A 19855-nucleotide genomic window follows, 5' to 3' on the forward strand; every position below is an offset into this window, starting at 1 on the left:
TCCCTGATTGTGATGGAACCGATCAAGCATAACCGCTAACCCGCGGAAGGTGTAGCCAGAGGGCGATCGGATGGCGCTGAAAAAGCGGGGCTGAGTCTGATGCTAAACCAGGGGCATAAAAAAAGCGGACCGGAGTCCGCTTTTATCGAGGAGGATGAATCAGGCGTAGCCGTAGCTCATCAGGCGCTGATAACGACGATCCAGCAGCTCTTCCGTGCTGAGTTCGTCGAGTTCGGCCAGATCGGCCAGCAGCTGCTGTTTCAGTGACTGCGCCATATCGACCGGACGACGGTGCGCGCCACCCAGAGGCTCAGGGATCACGGCGTCAATCAGCTTCAGCTCTTTCAGACGGTTAGCGGTGATGCCCATCGCTTCAGCGGCCAGCGGCGCTTTATCCGCGCTCTTCCACAGAATTGAGGCACAGCCCTCCGGCGAGATAACGGAATAGGTGCTGTACTGCAGCATATTCACTTTATCGCCCACGCCGATCGCCAGCGCACCGCCTGAACCGCCCTCACCGATGACCGTACAGATCACCGGCACTTTCAGGCCAGACATTTCACGCAGGTTGCGGGCAATCGCTTCAGACTGTCCACGCTCTTCCGCACCCACGCCCGGATAGGCGCCTGGGGTGTCGATAAAGGTGATCACCGGCATTTTAAAACGCTCAGCCATCTCCATCAGGCGCAGCGCTTTGCGATAGCCTTCCGGTGCCGGCATGCCGAAGTTGCGGCGAATTTTCTCTTTGGTTTCGCGCCCTTTCTGGTGGCCGATGATCATCACCGGACGGCCATCAAGACGCGCAATGCCGCCCACAATCGCTTTGTCATCCGCATAAGCGCGGTCGCCCGCCAGCTCATCGAAATCGTCAAACGCATTGCGGACGTAGTCAAAGGTATAAGGACGCAGAGGGTGGCGCGCCAGTTGAGCGATCTGCCATGCGCCTAAATCGGCGAAGATTTTACGGGTCAGCTCAACGCTTTTCTCGCGCAGACGCTGAACTTCTTCATCCAGATTAACGTGTTTATCATCCTGACGACCAATCGACGTCAGCGAATCGATCTTCGCTTCCAGTTCTGCAATTGGCTGTTCAAAATCCAGGTAATTAAGACTCATAATGTTCCTGTTCTAGTCAAACTCCAGTTCCACCTGCTCCGATCCAATCAGCGAGCGCAAATCGTTAAGTAAACGATCGCTGGGCGAAATTCGCCACGCTGCACCAAAGCGCAGCTTCGCTCGCGCGTCGGCTCTCTGATAATAGAGATGCACCGGAATAGTCCCTGATCGATGAGGTTCCAGGGACTGACGGAGTCGGTTTAATAGCTGGTCATCAATTTGCCTGTCCGTCAGCGAGATAGCAAGTCCGCGCGCGTATTTTTCGCGCGCTTCGTCGATGTCCATGACTTCCCGGGCGGTCATTTTAAGGCCACCACTGAAGTCATCAAAGCTGACCTGTCCGCTGACGATCAGGATTCGGTCTTTCTCCAGCAGCTGCTGGTATTTATCTAACGCATCGGTAAATAACATCACCTCAAGACGACCGGAACGATCGTCCAGAGTACAGATACCAATTCGGTTGCCGCGTTTGGTCACCATTACCCGCGCCGCGATCACCAGACCGGCCGCCACGGTAATTTTACCCCGATCGGTAGGATGCATATCTTTCAGCCGCACCCCGCCAACGTAACGCTCAATTTCTTTCAGATACTGGTTGATCGGGTGGCCGGTAAGATAGAGCCCCAGCGTTTCCCGTTCACCATCCAGCTGCACCTGTTCGGGCCACGGCGTCACGCTGGCGTAGGATTTCTCGATCTGCTCCGGCTCTTCGGCCAGCACGCCAAACATGTCCGCCTGACCAATCGCTTCCGCTTTCGCGTGCTGATCGGCCGCTTTCAGCGCGTCACCGAGTGAACTCATCAGCGCCGCGCGGTGCGGTCCGAGGCGGTCAAAGGCCCCGGACATAATCAGTTTTTCCATCACCCGGCGGTTAATCTTTTTGGTGTCGGTGCGGGCGCAGAGATCAAACAGCTCCCGGAAGTAGCCGCCTTCGTTTCGTGCGTCGATGATCGCTTCGATCGGCCCCTCACCCACGCCTTTAATCGCGCCGATGCCGTAAACGATTTCGCCCGCGTCATTGACATGGAAAGGGTAAAGACCGGAGTTGATATCGGGCGGCAGGACCTTCAGCCCCATGCGCCAGCACTCATCCACCAGCCCGACCACTTTCTCGGTGTTGTCCATATCGGCGGTCATCACGGCAGCCATGAACTCGGCCGGATAGTGCGCTTTCAGCCACAGCGTCTGATAGGAGACCAGGGCGTAAGCCGCAGAGTGTGACTTGTTAAAGCCATAGCCTGCAAATTTTTCTACCAGATCGAAGATCTTCATCGACAGTTCGCCGTCGATGCCCATACGTTCGGCACCGTCGCGGAACACCGATCGCTGCTTGGCCATCTCTTCGGGTTTCTTTTTACCCATAGCGCGACGCAGCATATCTGCGCCGCCCAGGGTATAGCCGGAGAGCACCTGCGCGATCTGCATCACCTGTTCCTGATAGAGGATGATGCCGTAGGTCGGTTCCAGAACCGGTTTCAGGCTTTCATGCTGCCACTGGATATCGGGATAGGAGATCGCTTCCCGGCCATGCTTACGGTCAATAAAGTTATCTACCATGCCGGACTGCAGCGGCCCAGGACGGAACAGCGCCACCAGTGCGATCATATCTTCGAAGCAGTCGGGCTTCAGACGCTTGATCAGATCTTTCATGCCGCGCGATTCAAGCTGGAATACCGCCGTGGTTTCCGAGCGCTGCAGCATATCGAAACTTTTCTTATCATCCAGTGGGATAGAGGCGATATCGATCGGCTCCAGCCCCTGCTTTTCCCGGCGCGGGTTGATCATCTTCAGCGCCCAGTCGATGATGGTCAGCGTACGCAGCCCCAGGAAGTCGAACTTCACGAGGCCGGCATATTCCACATCGTTTTTATCGAACTGGGTGACCGGGAACTGGCCGTGCTCATCGCAGTAGAGCGGCGCAAAATCGGTAATCTTTGTGGGCGCAATCACCACGCCGCCCGCATGTTTACCGGCGTTACGCGTGACCCCTTCCAGCTTGCGCGCCATGTCGATCAGCGCCTTCACCTCTTCGTCTGCGTCATACATCGCAGGCAGCTGTGGTTCCGCAATAAAGGCTTTTTCCAGCGTCATGCCGGGATCGGGCGGGATCAGCTTTGAGATGCGATCCACAAAGCCGTAGGGATGACCCAGCACGCGGCCGACGTCGCGGATAACCGCTTTCGCCGCCATGGTGCCGAAGGTGATGATCTGAGAAACCGCTTCACGTCCGTACATATCGGCGACGTGCTCAATGACCTGATCGCGCTTCTCCATACAGAAGTCGACGTCGAAGTCGGGCATCGACACACGTTCCGGGTTCAGGAAACGTTCAAACAGCAGGTCAAATTCCAGCGGATCGATATCGGTAATTTTCAGCGCATAGGCCACCAGCGAACCGGCACCGGAACCACGGCCCGGGCCGACCGGCACGCCGTTATCCTTCGACCACTGGATAAACTCCATCACGATCAGGAAGTAGCCCGGGAATCCCATCTGGTTGATAACGTTAAGCTCAACCTCCAGACGTTCATCATACTCCGGCCGTTTTGCCGCCCGCTCGGCTTCATCCGGGAACAGGAACACCAGACGCTCTTCCAGCCCCTCACGGGATTTCACCACCAGATAATCTTCGGTGGTCATGTCACCGGTCGGGAACTGCGGCAGGAAGTACTCGCCCAGCCGGACCGTGACGTTACAACGCTTAGCAATCTCTACGCTGTTTTCCAGCGCTTCCGGGATGTCCGAGAAAAGCTCGCACATCTCCGCTTCGCTGCGCATATATTGCTGAGGACTGTAGTTGCGCGGACGTTTAGGGTCGTCCAGCGTATAGCCGTCGTGAATGGCGACGCGGATCTCATGCGCATCAAAGTCTTCGGCGTTGATAAAGCAGACTTCGTTGGTGGCGACCACCGGAATGCCTTCGGCAATCGCCAGTTCGACGGCCGCATGCAGGTAACTTTCTTCATCCTGACGGCCGGTGCGGATCAGTTCCAGATAGTAGCGATCGGGAAAGTGCTGCTGATAAAACGCCAGGCATTGTGAAACCAGCGCACTGTTGCCGCGCAGCAGGCTGCGACCCACGTCGCCACGCCGGCCACCCGACAGCAGAATCAGCCCTTCCTGTAGCTCAATCAGCCAGTCGCGATCGATGATCGGCCCGTCCACGCCGTAGCCACGCTGGTAGGCGCGGGAGATCAGCAGCGTCAGATTCTGATAGCCGGTATTGTTCGCCGCCAGCACGGTGAGCTGGGTGAGTTCATCTCCCATCAGCTCGCTGGCCACGTTGAAGTCAGCACCGATGACCGGTTTTATCCCTGCGCTATGTGCGCCACCGTAAAATTTGACCAGCCCACAGAGGTTAGTGAAGTCGGTAATGGCGATAGCGGGCATGCCAAGTGCAGCCGCCTTCTTGATTAGCGGCCCGGTCTTCGCCAGGCCATCGACCATCGAATAGTCACTGTGGACACGCAGATGTATAAAACGGGGTTCAGCCATATCAGTTTCCGGTTAAAACAGTGTCAGGCTATTTCAGCGTCAGAGGCTGGCGCGCAGCCAGAACTTCAGCATCGAGCAGCGCATTGCGAACGGGCGCAAAACTGCGACGGTGATGCGGCGTGGCGCCATGTTGCGTCAGTTTTTCCATATGCAGCGCGGTCGGGTAACCTTTGTGCTGCGCAAAACCATACGCCGGGAACAGCCGATCCAGCTCGGCCATTTCGCGATCGCGCGACACTTTGGCGATGATCGACGCCGCGCTGATTTCGGCAACCAGACTATCCCCTTTCACTACCGCCTGGGAAGGCATCGGCAGCGCCGGGCAGCGATTACCATCGATCAGCACATAGTCAGGCTGGATCGGCAGACCCGCTACGGCGCGCTGCATCGCCAGCATGGTGGCGTTGAGAATGTTGAGCTGGTCGATCTCTTCAGGCTCTGCCCGTCCCAGACACCAGGCCAGCGCCTTCTCTTTGATCTCGTCATACAGCGCCAGGCGGCGCTTTTCCGACAGTTTCTTTGAGTCGGCCAGGCCGGTAATCGGATTCGCCGGATCGAGGATCACGGCCGCGGTGACGACCGCACCGACCAGCGGCCCGCGCCCCACTTCGTCCACACCCGCAATCAGGCTGGCAACAGGGTAGATAAAATCAGGCATTCACCAGCTCCAGTACCGCATCCGCTGCCTGCTCATCAGCGTTCCAGCGGATCTGTTGATGTAATTCATGAAACGTCTGCAGCAGCGTTTCGCGTTCAGGTCCGGCATGCAGCAGCGGATCTAAGGCTGCCGACAGGGCTTCAGGCTGACACGCATCCTGCAGTAGCTCTTTAACCAGCTCACGCCCGGCCAGCAGATTCGGCAGCGAGACGTAAGGCGTTTTAACCAGCCGTTTCGCCAGCCAGAAAGTGGCAGGCTTCATGCGATACCCCACCACCATCGGACATTTTGCCAGCATGCACTCCAGAGCGGCAGTGCCGGATGCCAGCAGTGCGGCATCGCTCGCGATCATCGCCTCCCGGCCCTGCCCATCCAGCAGATGCATCGGCAGCTCCGGGGCCGTTTCGGCCTTAATCTTCTCAAACTGTTCGCGGCGACGGGCATTCACCAGCGGCACCACAATCTCCAGCGCCGGATAGTGGCGTCGCAGCAGGCGGGCCGTTTTCAGAAAGTCCGCGCTGAGCATTTCTACTTCCGCGCCGCGACTGCCCGGCAGCAGGGCCAGACAGAGCGCATCGTCGGCGATCCCCAGATGACGCCGTGCGGCCAGCTTATCGGGCTGCAGCGGCATCGCATCCGCCATCGTATGGCCGATAAAGCGGCAGGGAACGTTAAAACGATCGTAGAAGGCTTTTTCAAACGGCAGGAACGCCAGCACCAGATCGGTATTACGACCGATCTTAAAGACGCGCTTTTGCCGCCATGCCCACACCGAGGGGCTGACATAGTGGATAGTGCGGATGCCTGTGCGTTTGAGATTGCCTTCCAGCGTGATATTAAAATCGGGCGCATCAATCCCGACAAAGACGTCGGGCCGGAGCGCGGTGAAACGCTGCGTCAGATCGCGGCGGATTTTCAGCAGGCGTCGCAGGCGGCCCAGCACCTCGACGATCCCCATCACCGCCAGCTCTTCCATCTCATACCAGGCTTCGCACCCTTCCGCCTGCATCAGCGGGCCCGCTACACCGACAAAGCGTGCGTCAGGATGGCGGGCTTTCAGAGCACGGATCAGACCGGCACCAAGAATATCGCCGGAGGTTTCTCCGGCGACCAGGGCAATCGTTAAAGGACGCGCTGACATGGATTAACGGATTAAACCACGGGTAGAACGGCTGAAGAAGTCGTAGAAAGGCTGCACTTCGCTGTGCTGCTGCGCGATGGCTTCGATCTCTGGTTTTACTTCCTCCAGCGTTCTGCCGCTGCGGTAGAGCAGCTTGTAGGCGTTGCGGATCGCGTGCAACGACTCTTTGCTGAAGCCACGGCGCTTGAGACCTTCGATATTGATCCCGAACGGCGTCGCGTGGTTGCCCTGCGCAATCACGTAAGGAGGGACATCCTGTGCCACGCCGGAACAGCCGCCAACCATCACATGCGCACCGATGGTGCACCACTGATGGACCGCTGTCATGCCGCCAATAATGGCAAAATCATCGACCGTGACGTGACCACCCAGGGTGGCGTTGTTCGCGAAGATGCAGCGGTTGCCAATCACGCAGTCATGCGCGATATGGACGTTTACCATCAGCAGATTATCGCTGCCCACCGTAGTGACATGGCCACCCTGGGTCGTGCCACGATGAATCGTCACGCTTTCACGGATGCGGTTGCGATCGCCGATCTCAACCCGTGTTGGCTCACCGGCATATTTCAGATCCTGATTCACTTCACCGATCGAGGCGAACTGATAGATCTGGTTATCTTTGCCGATACGCGTGTGGCCGTTCACCACAACGTGTGACTTCAGTACCGTTCCTTCACCGATCTCAACATTCGCGCCAATAAAGCAAAACGGGCCAATGTGAACACGGGCGCCAATGACAGCGCCCTCTTCGATGACAGAACTGGGATGGATAGTGGCGGTTGGATCAATCACGAATTATGCCTCCCGGCTGCGGGCACACATCATGGTCGCTTCACAAACGATTTTACCGTCAACAGTCGCCACGCCTTTAAAGCGGGTCAGACCACGGCGGGTTTTCTCGAAAGTCACTTCCATGATCATTTGGTCGCCTGGTACGACAGGACGTTTGAAACGGGCACTGTCGATACCGGCAAAGTAATAGAGTTCGCCTGGCTCCAGTTTACCTACGCTTTTAAACGCCAGAATACCGGTAGCCTGCGCCATCGCTTCCAGGATCAGAACGCCAGGAAAAATCGGTTTACCAGGGAAGTGCCCCTGGAAAAACGGTTCATTAACAGAAACGTTCTTCACTGCACGCAGGTATTTGTGCTCTTCAAATTCAAGCACACGGTCTACCAGCAGAAACGGATAGCGGTGCGGCAGCAGCTCTAAAATCTCTTCAATTTTCAGAGTATGAGTTTCAGTAGTCAAAATACTCTTCCTGTCCTAAAAATCTGATGACAACAATAACACGGCCTGCACAGATCAAATGATCTTCCGCAGGCCGCAAATAGGTTCTGTGGCGCCGGGCTTCCCTGCTTAACATTTTTATTATGAAAGCCGGTCAGTTTGGGGATGGCGGTTAGTCGTCTTTGCCGACCTTGCGCTCGATGGCTTTTAAGCGTTTGCTCATGTCATCGATGTTCATCACCAGCGCTGCAGTTTTGCGCCAGGTTTTGTTGGGTTGCAGCGGAATACCGGATGAGTAAACACCCGGCTCTGTGATAGGACGCATGACCATACCCATACCGGTCACCGTTACTTTGTCACAGATTTCCATATGGCCGTTAATGACGCTGGCACCGCCAATCATACAGTAACGCCCAATCTTCAGACTACCCGCCATGATCACACCGCCTGCAACCGCAGTATTGTCGCCAATAACTACGTTGTGGGCGATCTGGCACTGGTTGTCTATGATAACACCATTGCCGATCAGAGTGTTATCCAGCGCACCGCGATCGATGGTTGTGCAGGCACCTATTTCCACACGATCGCCAATAATCACCGCGCCTAACTGCGGGATTTTCACCCAGTTACCGCGATCGTTGGCATAACCAAACCCATCAGAACCGATGACCGCGCCTGACTGAATCAGACAATCCTGGCCGATGACGATCTCGTGATAGATGGAAACGTTGGCCCAGAGACGGGTTCCGCTGCCGATACGGGTTTTTTTGCCGACAAAGCATCCCGCCCCTATCACTACGTTATCGCCCAGTTCAACGTCCGCTTCGATCACGGCGTTTGCGCCGATCGCAACATTGCTGCCGAGACGGGCCGAGGGGTCGATCACCGCGCTGGGCGCAATGTTCTGCGCCGGCTGAGGGGTAGTATCGAGTATCTGTGCCATACGCGCGTAAGTCAGGTAGGGATTTTTCACTACCAGCGCCGCGGTGTTGCACCACTCCAGATCCGCTTCCGTCAGCACCACGGCTGAGGCCTTAATCAGGGCGAGTTGCTCGCGGTAACGGCTGTTTGCAAGAAAAGTGATTTGGCCAGTTGTGGCGGATTGCATAGAAGCAATGCCAGAGATGACGATATCGCCATCTCCGTGCAATTCTGCATCCAACTGCTGGGCTAAATCAGCCAGTCGAATAGATGACATGAATTATTTAACCTGTTTCAGCACGTCAGCCGTGATGTCTTTTGCGTTTGATGCATAAGCCACCGCGTTCGCGTCGATTACCACGTCATAGCCATCGCTGTCAGCGACTTTCTTCACGGCATCCTGAATGCGGCTCAGCAGCTTGTTACGCTCTTCCATCTGACGACGGCGGTTATCCTGCTCAAACGCCTGTGCTTTTGAAGAGAAAGCTTCACGCTGTGACATGACATCTTTCTCCATGCGGCTGCGCTCGCTGGCCTTCATGGTCGAACCATCACGCTGCAGACGCTGCATTTTGGTTTGCAGATCGCGCTCCTGGCTCTGCAGCTCAGTTGCACGGCCTTTGAACTCGTTTTCCAGCTGTTTAGCAACAGTCGCACGTTGCGGTAACTGTTGGAAAATGCTGGACACGTTTACCACTGCAATTTTGTCAGCAGCCTGAACACCAGCGGAAACCGCTAAAGCAAGACCCAGACCTGCGGCACACAACAACTTTTTCACTATAAACTCCTTACCATCAACGTTTGTGTCAGCGACACAGTGTTTGCACCGGAACAGCAGCGTGTGCTGTCCGGCAGCAAGACTTCAGCTTGCATCCATGCTCAGAACATTACCAGGTTTTACCAATGTTAAACTGGAACTGCTCTGACTTGTCTCCCTCGACTTTCTTCAGCGGCTGGGCGTATGAGAACACCAGCGGGCCAAGCGGTGACATCCACTGCAGCGCAACACCGCTTGAAACACGGATGTTGTTTGGATCGCTGTAGTCAGGAATGCCCGCAGCACGCGTTTCAGCGGTATTTTCCCAATGGGTATCCCACGCGGTACCGGCGTCGACAAACACCGACGTACGCACCGAGTTAGCATACTTCTCGCTCAGGAACGGCGTTGGCGTAATCAGCTCAAGGCTGGCGATCGCCATCGCGTTACCCCCGACCGCATCGTCAGACTTACAGACGCCATTTGGATCGGCAATCCGGCAGTTTGACGAGTTGTTATTGTAGTAAGCGGCTTTAGGACCAATGGTGTTGGACTGGAAGCCACGCACGGTGCTTGAACCACCGGCGTAGAAGTTCTCATAGAACGGCATCTCTTTGCCGCCAAGTCCATCGCCATAGCCCACGCGGCCACGACCCAGCAGCACCCAGGTACGATCCTGGTTAATCGGCACATATTGCTGGGTATCCAGCGTGGCCTTGTAGAAGCTGTTATCTGAGCCCGGAATCGTCACCTTACCGTTCAGGTTGGTGCGGTTACCCGACGTCGGGAAGAAGCCGCGGTCCAGGGTGTTGTACGTCCAGCCGTAGTTAAAGGTGAAGTCATCTGCGGAGAACTCACCCTTGTCGTTAAGCTGCTGCGGTTTGCCAACCGAGTCGAGATAACGCCACATCGCCACCTGCGGCTGCATGTTAGAGAGGTCATTGTGGACATAGCCCAGACCAACACGCAGGGTGTTGTTTTCGTTAACCGGGAAGCCGAGCGTGCCATCCAGACCATAACTTTTGTTGGTATAGTCAGAGAGGTCCGCGTTGTCCGCTTTAAAGTCGTTGTAGAACAGACGGCCACCCAGACTGACACCGTCAACGGTGAAGTACGGGTCGGTCAGTGAGAATTCCGCGTAGGTCTGGTAGTCGTTCTTGGTGCCGCTGATGCCGACGGTATTACCGGTGCCCAGCCAGTTATCCTGCGTTACCCCGACCTGGAAGCTCACGCCACTTTCGGTGCCGTAACCGACGCCGAAGTTAAAGGTCCCGGTGTTACGCTCTTTGACCTTGTAAACCACATCCACCTGGTCCGGCGAACCTGGCACGCGCTGGGTGTCCACATCCACGGTTTCGAAGTAACCGGTGCGGTTCAGACGCTCTTTGCCCTGCTCAACCAGGTCGCTGCCCAGCCATGCGCCTTCCATCTGACGCATTTCGCGACGTAACACCGAATCTTTCGAGGTGTCGTTGCCTTCGAAGCGGACATTGCGCACGTAGTAGCGGTTACCCGCATCCACGTTGATATGCAGTTTTACGGTCTTATCGGCGTCGTTGATTTCCGGCTGTGTCGCCACGCGCGGATAGGCATAGCCGTAGCGGCCCAGCAGTTTCTTGATGTCATCTTCCATCTTCGTCACTTTGGCGCCGTTATAAAGTTCGCCGGACGGAATTTTGGTCAGATGTTCAATTTCTGCCGAGTGGCCAGCCATGCTGCCATTGACGATCACACCCGCGATTTTGTACTGGTCGCCTTCGGTGATGTTCACCGTGATGTAGATGCCTTTTTTATCGGGCGTCAGGCTGACCTGCGTGGAATCGATGTTGAAGCGTGCATAACCGCGATCCAGATAGAAGCTGCGCAGGGTTTCGAGGTCGCCCGCCAGTTTCTGCTTCTGATATTTACGGTCGCCCACCACGTTCCACCACGGCACTTCATCGCGCAGCTGGAAACGGGAGATCAGCTCGTCCGAGCTAAAGGCTTTGTTACCGACGATGTTGATCTGCTGAATTTTGGCAGAGACACCTTCGGTAAAGACCAGCTTCAGGTCCACACGGTTACGCGGCAGCGGCGTAACCACAGCTTTCACGTTAGCGGTATATTTCCCGACGCTGTAGTAGAAATCCTCAAGGCCCTTCTCGATAGAGGAGATGGTGGTACGGTCCAGCGCTTCGCCGACACGCACGCCTGAGGCTTCCAGATTCTGTTTGAGCTGCTCCTCTTTCACCGCTTTGTTACCGGTGAAGGTAATGCTGGCAATGGTAGGACGTTCTTTGACCTGGACAATCAGTGTTGTACCGTCTCGCAGGACCTGAACATCCTCAAAGTTGCCAGTAGCGAACAGCGAGCGAATGGTGTTTCTGACATCATCGTCATTCACCGTATCACCAACCCGTACTGGCATGCTCAGCAGAGCCGCGCCGACGGCGACTCGCTGCAGCCCTTCGAAATGAATATCCTTCACCACGAAATCGTCTGCACCGTAAACGGTGGCGCTGCTAAACAGCAGCGACGCTATGAGCAACTTTTTCATCGCCATCGTTGTTATGCGTTTTCCTAACACATCCCCCGAATGTTCGCGTTCCAGCGGTTACAAACGTGAGAAATCATTGAAAAGTGCAAGCCCCATTAACAGCACCAGCAGAATTGAGCCGATGCGATAACTAAAGTCCTGAACTCGCTCGGACACCGGTCCGCCTTTGATCTTTTCGATCGCCAGGAAGAGCAGATGCCCACCATCTAAAACCGGCAGAGGGAACAGATTGATGATGCCCAGGTTGACGCTAATCAGCGCCAGGAACATCAGGTAGTAAATCAACCCGTACTCTGCTGACAACCCTGCACCCTGCGCAATCGAAATCGGCCCGCTCAGGTTGTTCAGCTTCACATCACCGGTTATTAACTTGCCCAGCATGGACACCGTGAGCTTCATCAGCTGCCAGGTTTTTACACTGGCCTCACCGATAGCGGCAAACGCACCATACTGTCTTACCGTTTTGTACTCTTCAGGCAGCGGAATAATGCGCGGAATGACACCGGCAAATCCCGCTTTACTGCCCGCCTTCGCTTCCGGCGTCATCGTCAGCGCAATGGAGTCACCACCGCGATCCACCTCAAGCGCCATGCTTTTGCCCGGATTATCCCGGACCTGGGTGACAAAGGACTGCCACTGCGATAATGGCTGACCATCGACTTTAACGATCCTGTCGCCCGCTTGCAAACCGGCTTCACTGGCTGGCGAGTTGGCCTGGACTTCTGCCAGCGTGGTCTCAATCTGCGGACCGCGCGGCTGAATCCCCAGCGCAGCAACCGGATCCTGCTTATCCGGCTCAAACTGCCAGTTACGCAAATCCAGCTGCTTCCGCTGCGTCGCCTCTTCGCCAAATCGGGCCACGGTCAGCGTGGTAGTGCTGTCGCCGATTTTACCAACCAGCGCCATACGCACAGCATCCCAGTCAGGCGTTTCGATACCGTCAACCGCCTTAAGTTCCATGCCGGGTGTAATTTGAGCTTCCGCCGCCACCGAACCGTTTAAAATTTCACCGATTACCGGGCGCACGCCAGGGACGCCGTGAATAAACACAACCCAGTAGGCGAAGATGGCGAAGATGAAGTTAGCGACAGGACCTGCCGCAATGATGGAGGCGCGTTGCCAGACGGCTTTGTTGTTAAAAGCCTGATGACGCAGCTCGGCCGGCACGCTTTCGACGCGTTCGTCGAGCATTTTGACATAGCCGCCAAGTGGAATCAGCGCGATGACATAGTCGGTGCCGTGACGGTCACGGCGCTGCCAGAGCGCCTTGCCGAAGCCGATAGAAAAACGTTCAACTTTCACGCCACAGCGACGAGCGACCCAGAAGTGGCCAAACTCATGAACCGTAATCAGTACGCCCAGCGCAACGATAAAGGCGACAAAACTCCAGAGTATGCTCAACATCTTTGCCTGTCCTCAGAGGGTGCGGAACACCAGCAGCAGTAAACAGGCAAACACCGGCACCGCCGCAGTCAGACTATCGATGCGATCAAGAATGCCACCGTGACCCGGGATCAGATTGCCGCTGTCCTTAATGCCCGCTTCACGTTTGAACATGCTCTCCGTGAGGTCGCCCAGCACCGAGGCCAGTGTCGAAATGACCGCGCAGATGACCAGCGTGCCCACCGAGACCGTAAGCGGTGCCAGGGAGGCAAACAGCAGCGCAATCAGCGCAGAAGAGGCGAGGCCGCCCAGAAACCCTTCCCAGGTTTTCCCCGGTGAGACCTTTGGGGCCAGCTTGTGTTTGCCGAACATCTTGCCAAACATGTAGGCACCTGAATCCGCGCCCCATACCAGCAGCAGCACAAACAGCAGCCACCAGGCGCCGGCAAAGTGATCGGTTTCATAGTGATACTGACGCAGCGCCACCATGCCCCAGAAAAAGGGCACCAGCGTTAGGACGCCAAAGAGTAAACGGAGCGGACGCGAATGACGCCAGAAGGCCGCAGAAGCGGGATAGGAGAGCACCAGCAGCAGGGCAACGACCCACCACACCAGCGACGCCCAGAGCGATGTCGCGATCTGCGGCAGATGCACCGAGTGCTGATAGGGTGGCAGCGTAAACTGCATCAGCGCCAGCAGCAGACCACAAAGTACAGCCAGCCAGACGCGCTGCTGGCGTGATGCCATCCCTGCAAACTGACCCCATTCCCAGGCGGCCAGCATGCAGATAACAATCGTTGTCAGTGCGAAACCTACGGGCGGTAACCAGAACAGTGCAGCTATTACCAGCGGAATTAATATCAACGCGGTAATCAGACGAGACTTCAGCAAAGGTTACCCCCAGATTGCTCAGGCGCCGCCTGGTGCAGCGCCGCCAAAACGACGCTCCCGCAGAGAGAATGCATTCAGTGCACCTTCAAAAACGTGTTCATCGAAATCCGGCCAGAGCACATCGGTAAAATAGAATTCAGCATAGGCAATCTGCCACAGCAGGAAGTTGCTAATCCGATGCTCTCCCCCGGTCCTTATCACTAAATCCACTGGCGCCAGCTCCTGCATGCAGAGCTGCGACGTCAGGCTCTCTTCGGTAATCTGGTCAGGTCGCAGTAATCCTTCCTGAACCTGTTCAGCCAGTTTTTTCACGCCTTCGATAATATCCCAACGGCCGCCATAGTTGGCAGCAATGTTGAGCGTCAGGCCACTATTATTTGCAGTCAGCGTCTCAGAACGGCGAATACGTTCCTGAATACGCGGGCTGAAACGGCTGGTATCGCCAATGACGCGCAGACGAACGTTGTGTTTGTGCAGGCTTTTAACTTCGCTATCCAGCGCCCAGACAAACAGTTCCATCAACGCAGTGACTTCCTGCGCCGGCCGACTCCAGTTTTCACTGCTGAAGGCGTAAAGCGTCAGGGCTTCAAGATTGTTGCTGACCGCAAAGCTGACGGCACGACGTACCGATTTAACGCCCGCTTTGTGGCCGGAAATCCGCAATTTTCCCTGATTTTTAGCCCAGCGACCATTGCCATCCATGATGATAGCGACGTGACGCGGACCGTTTCCCTGCTGGTCATCAGTGTTGTTGTGATTGTTAGACGACATAACGCTTAACCAATTCCTTTCATCAGAAATGCTGTGGTTTCTGAATACATTGCGCCCGATTCAAATCCCGACACCCTCTGAGTGCCGGGTCACACCGAATCCGGTGACAGACCGTGAAACGCGAGCCAGCGACTATACCATTTTCACCTGAAGCGAACAAATGGCCTCATAACGATCGCCCTCACGACGTGAAGCGCGGCAACATTTCTGTCGCCAGCGCGCGTGCGATGCGATCGATTTCAAGGACAGCGTCCACCGAATCCGGTTCCGGACACACCTGTGCCGCCATCACCGCGCTGTTCAGGGCGGCAATGTCGGTGAAGCGGATTTGGTGATTCAGGAAAGCCGCGACGGCAACCTCGTTGGCGGCATTAAGCGTGGTGGTCGCCGCCTGCCCTGCGTCACAGGCATCAATCGCCAGTTTCAGACAGGGGTAGCGGCTGAAGTCAGGTTCTGCAAAGGTCAGCGCCGACATGCGGGTAAAATCCAGCGGTGTCACGCCTGCATGAATACGCGAAGGCCAGGCCATGCTGTGAGCAATCGGCGTACGCATATCGGGAGAACCTAACTGAGCCAGCACGCTGCCATCGCAGTATCGCACCATGGAGTGGATCACCGACTGAGGGTGAAGGATCACTTCCATCTGCGCTGCGCTGGCATTAAACAACCAACGGGCTTCAATGTACTCAAGACCTTTATTCATCATGGTGGCCGAATCGACAGAGATTTTTCTTCCCATCGACCAGTTCGGATGTGCACAGGCCTGATCCGGCGACATGGCGCTGAGATCCGCTAACGCTGTGTCACGAAAAGGACCACCCGATCCCGTAAGGATAATCGACTCAATGCCATTATCCTGCAGGTCAGCGTAACCTAACTGATGCTGGATGGTAGCGGGTAAACTCTGAAAAATGGCGTTATGCTCGCTGTCGACCGGTAGTAACTGTGCGTGATGATGACGCACCGCCTCCATAAACAAACGGCCGCAGGTGACAAGCGATTCTTTGTTGGCCAGCAGGACCGTTTTGCCCGCGCGAATGGCGGCGAGTGTCGGCAGCAGACCCGAGGCGCCCACAATCGCCGCCATCACCTGATCCACCTCGTCCAGCGCGGCCAGTTCGCAGGCTGCCTGAACGCCGGAGAGCACTTCAGTTTCGACGCTGATTGCTCTCAGTCGCTCACGCAATGCCGCCGCAGAGGCGTCGTCTGCCATACAGGCGTAGCGGGGTCTGAAGGTCGCACACTGTTCGGCCATCAGCGAGACGTTGTGACCGGCGACCAGCGCCGTGATCTGATAAAGCGCCGGATTGGCGCGAACCACCGCCAGCGTACTGGTGCCGATCGAGCCGGTAGATCCCAGCAGAGTTAATCGCTTCATGAGGCTATCCGTGTGAAGTCAGCGTGCCCGCAGGCACAATGTAAAACGCCGCCAGATGTCGCATTCATACGAATACCTCTCTGTACGGCGTTTTGTCGGGCAGTGATGGGATCAGAAATCCATCAGCTCCGTCTCTTTTTCTGACAGTGCGGCATCGACTTTCTTGATGTACGCATCAGTCATTTTTTGTACTTCATCCTGCGCACGACGTTCGTCGTCTTCGCTGATCTCTTTGTCTTTCAGCAGCGCTTTGATCTTATCGTTGGCATCGCGACGGACGTTACGTACCGACACACGGCCCTGCTCGGCTTCGCCGCGCACGATTTTGATCAGATCTTTACGACGCTCTTCTGTCAGCGCAGGCAGCGGAACACGAATGTCGGTGCCGGCTGAACTTGGGTTCAGGCCGAGATCAGACTTCATGATCGCTTTTTCGACTGCCGCACTCAGTGAACGATCGAACACGTTGATTTTCAGCGTGCGTGAATCTTCCACGGTAACGGAAGCCAGCTGACGCAGTGGCGTCGGCGTGCCGTAATATTCGACGACGATGCCGTCGAGCAGCGAAGGTGAAGCACGACCGGTGCGCACTTTGCCGATGGTGGTTTTGAATGCTTCCACGCATTTTTCCATGCGCGTATCAGCATCTTTTTTGATGTCGTTAATCACGTTGAAACCCTTGGATTCGGTTTGACCTGGCCAGTTCCGGCGTAACCGGAAGCGGGATCGATAATCATCGATAATCCTGACTGGTGCGCGATGCATTATCATCGCGCTGACAGAATATACCTTATTTTATCTCGCCTCGGGTATTAATGCGTAATCAGGGTGCCTTCTTTTTCACCCATCACTACGCGACGCAGCGCGCCAGGCTTATTCATGTTGAAAACACGGATAGGTAATTTGTGGTCACGCGCCAGGGTAAAGGCCGCGAGATCCATCACTTTCAGCTCCTGATCCAGCACTTCGGCATAGGTCAGCTGCTCATAGAGGGTAGCGTCCGGGTTTTTCACCGGGTCAGCAGAGTAGACGCCATCGACCTTGGTCGCCTTCAGCACCACGTCCGCCTCAATCTCAATGCCGCGCAGACACGCCGCAGAGTCTGTGGTGAAGAACGGGTTGCCGGTACCGGCGGAGAAGATCACCACGCGGTTATTGCGCAGCAGGCTGATCGCCTCTGCCCAGCTGTAGTTGTCACAGACGCCATTCAGTGGAATCGCTGACATCAGACGTGCGTTCACATAGGCGCGGTGCAGCGCATCACGCATCGCCAGACCGTTCATGACGGTTGCCAGCATACCCATGTGGTCGCCCACCACACGGTTCATCCCCGCCTGTGCCAGGCCTGCGCCACGGAACAGGTTACCACCGCCAATCACCACGCCAACCTGGATGCCCAGTTCAACCAGCTCTTTTACCTCTTGTGCCATACGGTCAAGCACACTCGCGTCGATACCAAAACCTTCAGCGCCTTGCAGGGCTTCACCGCTGAGTTTAAGCAGGATACGTTGATAAACAGGTTTTGCGTTGGTCGCCATGGTCAGTTCTTCCTGGAAGATTGGGTGTAAAAGAGAAGTAAATTCTGATCGATCATCCGCTTACCGCGATGAAATTGCTATTGGGATGAAACTGAAAACGTGCCTGTTGCGGTGCACAGACAAAAAAGAACCGCCAGATGGCGGTTCTTTCAGAGCATTAAGACTGTTTGGACATGGCTGCAACTTCTGCAGCAAAGTCAGACTCAACTTTCTCGATGCCTTCACCCACTTCGAAGCGGATGAAGTTGATGACGTCAGCGCCCTGCTCTTTCAGAGCCTGGCCAACGGTTTTGCTTGGGTCGATAACGAAAGCCTGACCGGTCAGAGAGACTTCGCCGGTGAATTTCTTCATGCGGCCTTCAACCATCTTCTCTGCGATCTCTTTTGGCTTGCCAGACTGCATCGCGATGTCCAGCTGAACCTGGTACTCTTTCTCAACCACGTCAGCAGAAACGTCTTCTGGCTTAACGAACTCAGGCTTGCTTGCAGCAACGTGCATCGCGATCTGTTTGATCAGATCTTCGTTCGCGCCGGTAGCGGAAACCAGAACGCCGATACGTGCGCCGTGCAGGTAGCTGCCCAGCTCTGCGCCTTCCAGAATTGCAACGCGACGGATGTTGATGTTCTCACCGATTTTAGCAACCAGTGCAACGCGCTCTTCTTCGAACTGCGCTTTCAGAACTTCAACGTCGGTAACGCGACCGGCAGCAGCTGCTTCCAGAACTTTGTCTGCGAATGCCTGGAAACCGCCATCTTTTGCCACGAAGTCAGTCTGGCAGTTAACTTCCAGAATCACGCCGTAGTCGCCAACGATCTTGGTTTTGATTACGCCATCAGCAGCAACGTTGCCTGCTTTTTTCGCTGCTTTGATTGCGCCAGACTTACGCATGTTCTCAATCGCCAGCTCAATGTCGCCGTTCGCTTCAGTCAGCGCTTTTTTGCAGTCCATCATGCCAGCGCCAGTACGCTCACGCAGTTCTTTTACCAATGCAGCGGTAATGTCAGCCATTCCAGAATCCTCGGTTCGTGCCTGTGTACGTTTGCACCAGCAGACACTTATTTGCGGAAAATTTTTCTGTCCCGCCGTCCGGTTGGGAGCGTGACAGACTTAGATAAAATAAAGGGGCCAGTACAGGCCCCTTACAGATCACATCTGAATGCTAAGGGCTCTTATGCAGAGCAAACCTTATTAAGCGTTTTCTAAAGACGCTTCTTCAGCTTGCTCAGCCAGGTCCTGAGAGCGGCCTTCGCGAACGGTAGTCGCAACGGCAGTCAGGTACAGGCTTACAGCACGGATCGCATCGTCGTTACCTGGGATAACGAAATCAACGCCATCTGGATCAGAGTTGGTATCAACGATAGCAAATACCGGGATACCCAGGTTGTTTGCTTCTTTGATTGCGATATGTTCGTGATCGGCATCAACAACGAACAGCGCGTCTGGCAGGCCGCCCATGTCTTTGATACCGCCCAGGCTGTTTTCCAGCTTGGCCAGTTCACGCGCACGCATCAGTGCTTCTTTCTTGGTCAGTTTGTCGAAAGTACCATCCTGAGACTGAGTCTCCAGATCTTTCAGACGCTTGATTGACTGACGAACAGTTTTCCAGTTAGTCAGCATGCCACCTAACCAGCGGTGGTTGACGAAGAACTGGTCGCAGCTCAGTGCAGACTCTTTTACCGCTTCAGCAGCAGCGCGTTTGGTACCTACGATCAGGATCTTACCTTTACGGGAAGCGATCTTGTTCAGTTCAGCCAGCGCTTCATTGAACATAGGGACAGTTTTCTCAAGGTTGATGATGTGAACCTTGTTGCGCGCACCAAAGATGAATGGCTTCATTTTTGGGTTCCAGTAACGGGTCTGGTGACCGAAGTGAACACCCGCCTGGAGCATGTCGCGCATGGAAACAGTTGCCATGATTACCTCTGAATTTTGATTGGGGTTGGGCCTCCATGTATCCCATACGACCGACCTCTTTCAAGGCACCCCGGCGTATGTGTCGATACATGTGTGTTTTATTACACATAATGAGAGTTATGCGT

Annotated in this window: 17 protein-coding genes; all 17 read right to left on the reverse strand. The window is 55.5% G+C overall.

The genetic code is table 11. The features are described from left to right. Window positions 1-159: 159 nt before the first annotated feature. Window positions 160-1116: an acetyl-CoA carboxylase carboxyl transferase subunit alpha gene (accA, locus tag ACR6AS_RS10370; protein WP_111140592.1), complete on the reverse strand. Its 957-nt coding sequence runs from the start codon at window positions 1114-1116 to the stop codon at window positions 160-162. A gap of 12 nt (window positions 1117-1128) precedes the next feature. Further along, window positions 1129-4611, reverse strand: coding sequence for a DNA polymerase III subunit alpha (dnaE, locus tag ACR6AS_RS10375; RefSeq protein WP_293774880.1), 3483 nt, complete (start codon window positions 4609-4611; stop codon window positions 1129-1131). Window positions 4612-4639: 28 nt separating this feature from the next. Next, window positions 4640-5269, reverse strand: coding sequence for a ribonuclease HII (gene rnhB, locus ACR6AS_RS10380; protein ID WP_111140590.1), 630 nt, complete (start codon window positions 5267-5269; stop codon window positions 4640-4642). After that, a complete protein-coding gene (lpxB, locus tag ACR6AS_RS10385; protein ID WP_111140589.1) occupies window positions 5262-6410 on the reverse strand; it encodes a lipid-A-disaccharide synthase in 1149 nt (382 codons plus the stop codon). The genes rnhB and lpxB overlap by 8 nt, the downstream gene beginning before the upstream one ends. A gap of 3 nt (window positions 6411-6413) precedes the next feature. After that, window positions 6414-7202 (reverse strand): acyl-ACP--UDP-N-acetylglucosamine O-acyltransferase, encoded by a 789-nt coding sequence (gene lpxA / locus ACR6AS_RS10390; protein WP_111140588.1) that lies wholly within the window; start codon window positions 7200-7202, stop codon window positions 6414-6416. A gap of 3 nt (window positions 7203-7205) precedes the next feature. Beyond that, window positions 7206-7661 carry a 3-hydroxyacyl-ACP dehydratase FabZ gene (gene fabZ / locus ACR6AS_RS10395; RefSeq protein WP_003852639.1) on the reverse strand — a complete coding sequence of 152 codons (456 nt, stop codon included), beginning with the start codon at window positions 7659-7661 and terminating at the stop codon, window positions 7206-7208. A gap of 151 nt (window positions 7662-7812) precedes the next feature. After that, the gene (gene lpxD, locus ACR6AS_RS10400) at window positions 7813-8838 is read right to left on the reverse strand and encodes a UDP-3-O-(3-hydroxymyristoyl)glucosamine N-acyltransferase (protein WP_111140587.1); all 1026 of its coding nucleotides are present in this window, start codon (window positions 8836-8838) and stop codon (window positions 7813-7815) included. A 3-nt stretch (window positions 8839-8841) separates the two neighbouring features. After that, on the reverse strand, window positions 8842-9339 hold the full coding sequence (gene skp / locus ACR6AS_RS10405; protein ID WP_003852644.1) for a molecular chaperone Skp: 498 nt from the start codon (window positions 9337-9339) through the stop codon (window positions 8842-8844). Window positions 9340-9448: 109 nt separating this feature from the next. Next, window positions 9449-11860, reverse strand: coding sequence for an outer membrane protein assembly factor BamA (gene bamA, locus ACR6AS_RS10410; RefSeq protein WP_111140586.1), 2412 nt, complete (start codon window positions 11858-11860; stop codon window positions 9449-9451). Window positions 11861-11911: 51 nt separating this feature from the next. Next, window positions 11912-13258, reverse strand: coding sequence for a sigma E protease regulator RseP (gene rseP, locus ACR6AS_RS10415; protein WP_111140585.1), 1347 nt, complete (start codon window positions 13256-13258; stop codon window positions 11912-11914). A gap of 12 nt (window positions 13259-13270) precedes the next feature. Further along, window positions 13271-14128, reverse strand: a complete 858-nt coding sequence (gene cdsA, locus ACR6AS_RS10420; protein WP_128084921.1) for a phosphatidate cytidylyltransferase — start codon at window positions 14126-14128, stop codon at window positions 13271-13273. A gap of 18 nt (window positions 14129-14146) precedes the next feature. Continuing rightward, window positions 14147-14899: a (2E,6E)-farnesyl-diphosphate-specific ditrans,polycis-undecaprenyl-diphosphate synthase gene (gene ispU, locus ACR6AS_RS10425; protein ID WP_009091989.1), complete on the reverse strand. Its 753-nt coding sequence runs from the start codon at window positions 14897-14899 to the stop codon at window positions 14147-14149. Window positions 14900-15080: 181 nt separating this feature from the next. Beyond that, a complete protein-coding gene (gene ispC / locus ACR6AS_RS10430; protein ID WP_111140583.1) occupies window positions 15081-16277 on the reverse strand; it encodes a 1-deoxy-D-xylulose-5-phosphate reductoisomerase in 1197 nt (398 codons plus the stop codon). A 111-nt stretch (window positions 16278-16388) separates the two neighbouring features. Then, on the reverse strand, window positions 16389-16946 hold the full coding sequence (frr, locus tag ACR6AS_RS10435; RefSeq protein WP_111140582.1) for a ribosome recycling factor: 558 nt from the start codon (window positions 16944-16946) through the stop codon (window positions 16389-16391). A gap of 143 nt (window positions 16947-17089) precedes the next feature. Beyond that, on the reverse strand, window positions 17090-17815 hold the full coding sequence (pyrH, locus tag ACR6AS_RS10440) for a UMP kinase (protein ID WP_128084920.1): 726 nt from the start codon (window positions 17813-17815) through the stop codon (window positions 17090-17092). Window positions 17816-17972: 157 nt separating this feature from the next. After that, window positions 17973-18824 (reverse strand): translation elongation factor Ts, encoded by an 852-nt coding sequence (gene tsf / locus ACR6AS_RS10445; protein ID WP_111142279.1) that lies wholly within the window; start codon window positions 18822-18824, stop codon window positions 17973-17975. 180 nt (window positions 18825-19004) lie between these two features. Next, complete coding sequence (rpsB, locus tag ACR6AS_RS10450; RefSeq protein ID WP_139805878.1) at window positions 19005-19730, reverse strand: 30S ribosomal protein S2; 726 nt, start codon at window positions 19728-19730, stop codon at window positions 19005-19007. Between the last annotated feature and the right edge of the window lie 125 nt (window positions 19731-19855).

Origin of the sequence: Pantoea phosphatilytica (genome assembly GCF_051025615.1) — a bacterium.
Lineage (GTDB): Bacteria > Pseudomonadota > Gammaproteobacteria > Enterobacterales > Enterobacteriaceae > Pantoea.

Bases quoted from the DNA above. Each gene is read 5' to 3' on its own strand.
- lpxB (WP_111140589.1), bottom strand. From the start codon at position 6,410: ATGTCAGCGCGTCCTTTAACGATTGCCCTGGTCGCCGGAGAAACCTCC.
- ispU (WP_009091989.1), bottom strand. From the start codon at position 14,899: ATGTCGTCTAACAATCACAACAACACTGATGACCAGCAGGGAAACGGT.
- tsf (WP_111142279.1), bottom strand. From the start codon at position 18,824: ATGGCTGACATTACCGCTGCATTGGTAAAAGAACTGCGTGAGCGTACT.
- bamA (WP_111140586.1), bottom strand. From the start codon at position 11,860: ATGGCGATGAAAAAGTTGCTCATAGCGTCGCTGCTGTTTAGCAGCGCC.
- rpsB (WP_139805878.1), bottom strand. From the start codon at position 19,730: ATGGCAACTGTTTCCATGCGCGACATGCTCCAGGCGGGTGTTCACTTC.
- lpxD (WP_111140587.1), bottom strand. From the start codon at position 8,838: ATGTCATCTATTCGACTGGCTGATTTAGCCCAGCAGTTGGATGCAGAA.
- rseP (WP_111140585.1), bottom strand. From the start codon at position 13,258: ATGTTGAGCATACTCTGGAGTTTTGTCGCCTTTATCGTTGCGCTGGGC.
- accA (WP_111140592.1), bottom strand. From the start codon at position 1,116: ATGAGTCTTAATTACCTGGATTTTGAACAGCCAATTGCAGAACTGGAA.
- rnhB (WP_111140590.1), bottom strand. From the start codon at position 5,269: ATGCCTGATTTTATCTACCCTGTTGCCAGCCTGATTGCGGGTGTGGAC.
- pyrH (WP_128084920.1), bottom strand. From the start codon at position 17,815: ATGGCGACCAACGCAAAACCTGTTTATCAACGTATCCTGCTTAAACTC.
- ispC (WP_111140583.1), bottom strand. From the start codon at position 16,277: ATGAAGCGATTAACTCTGCTGGGATCTACCGGCTCGATCGGCACCAGT.
- dnaE (WP_293774880.1), bottom strand. From the start codon at position 4,611: ATGGCTGAACCCCGTTTTATACATCTGCGTGTCCACAGTGACTATTCG.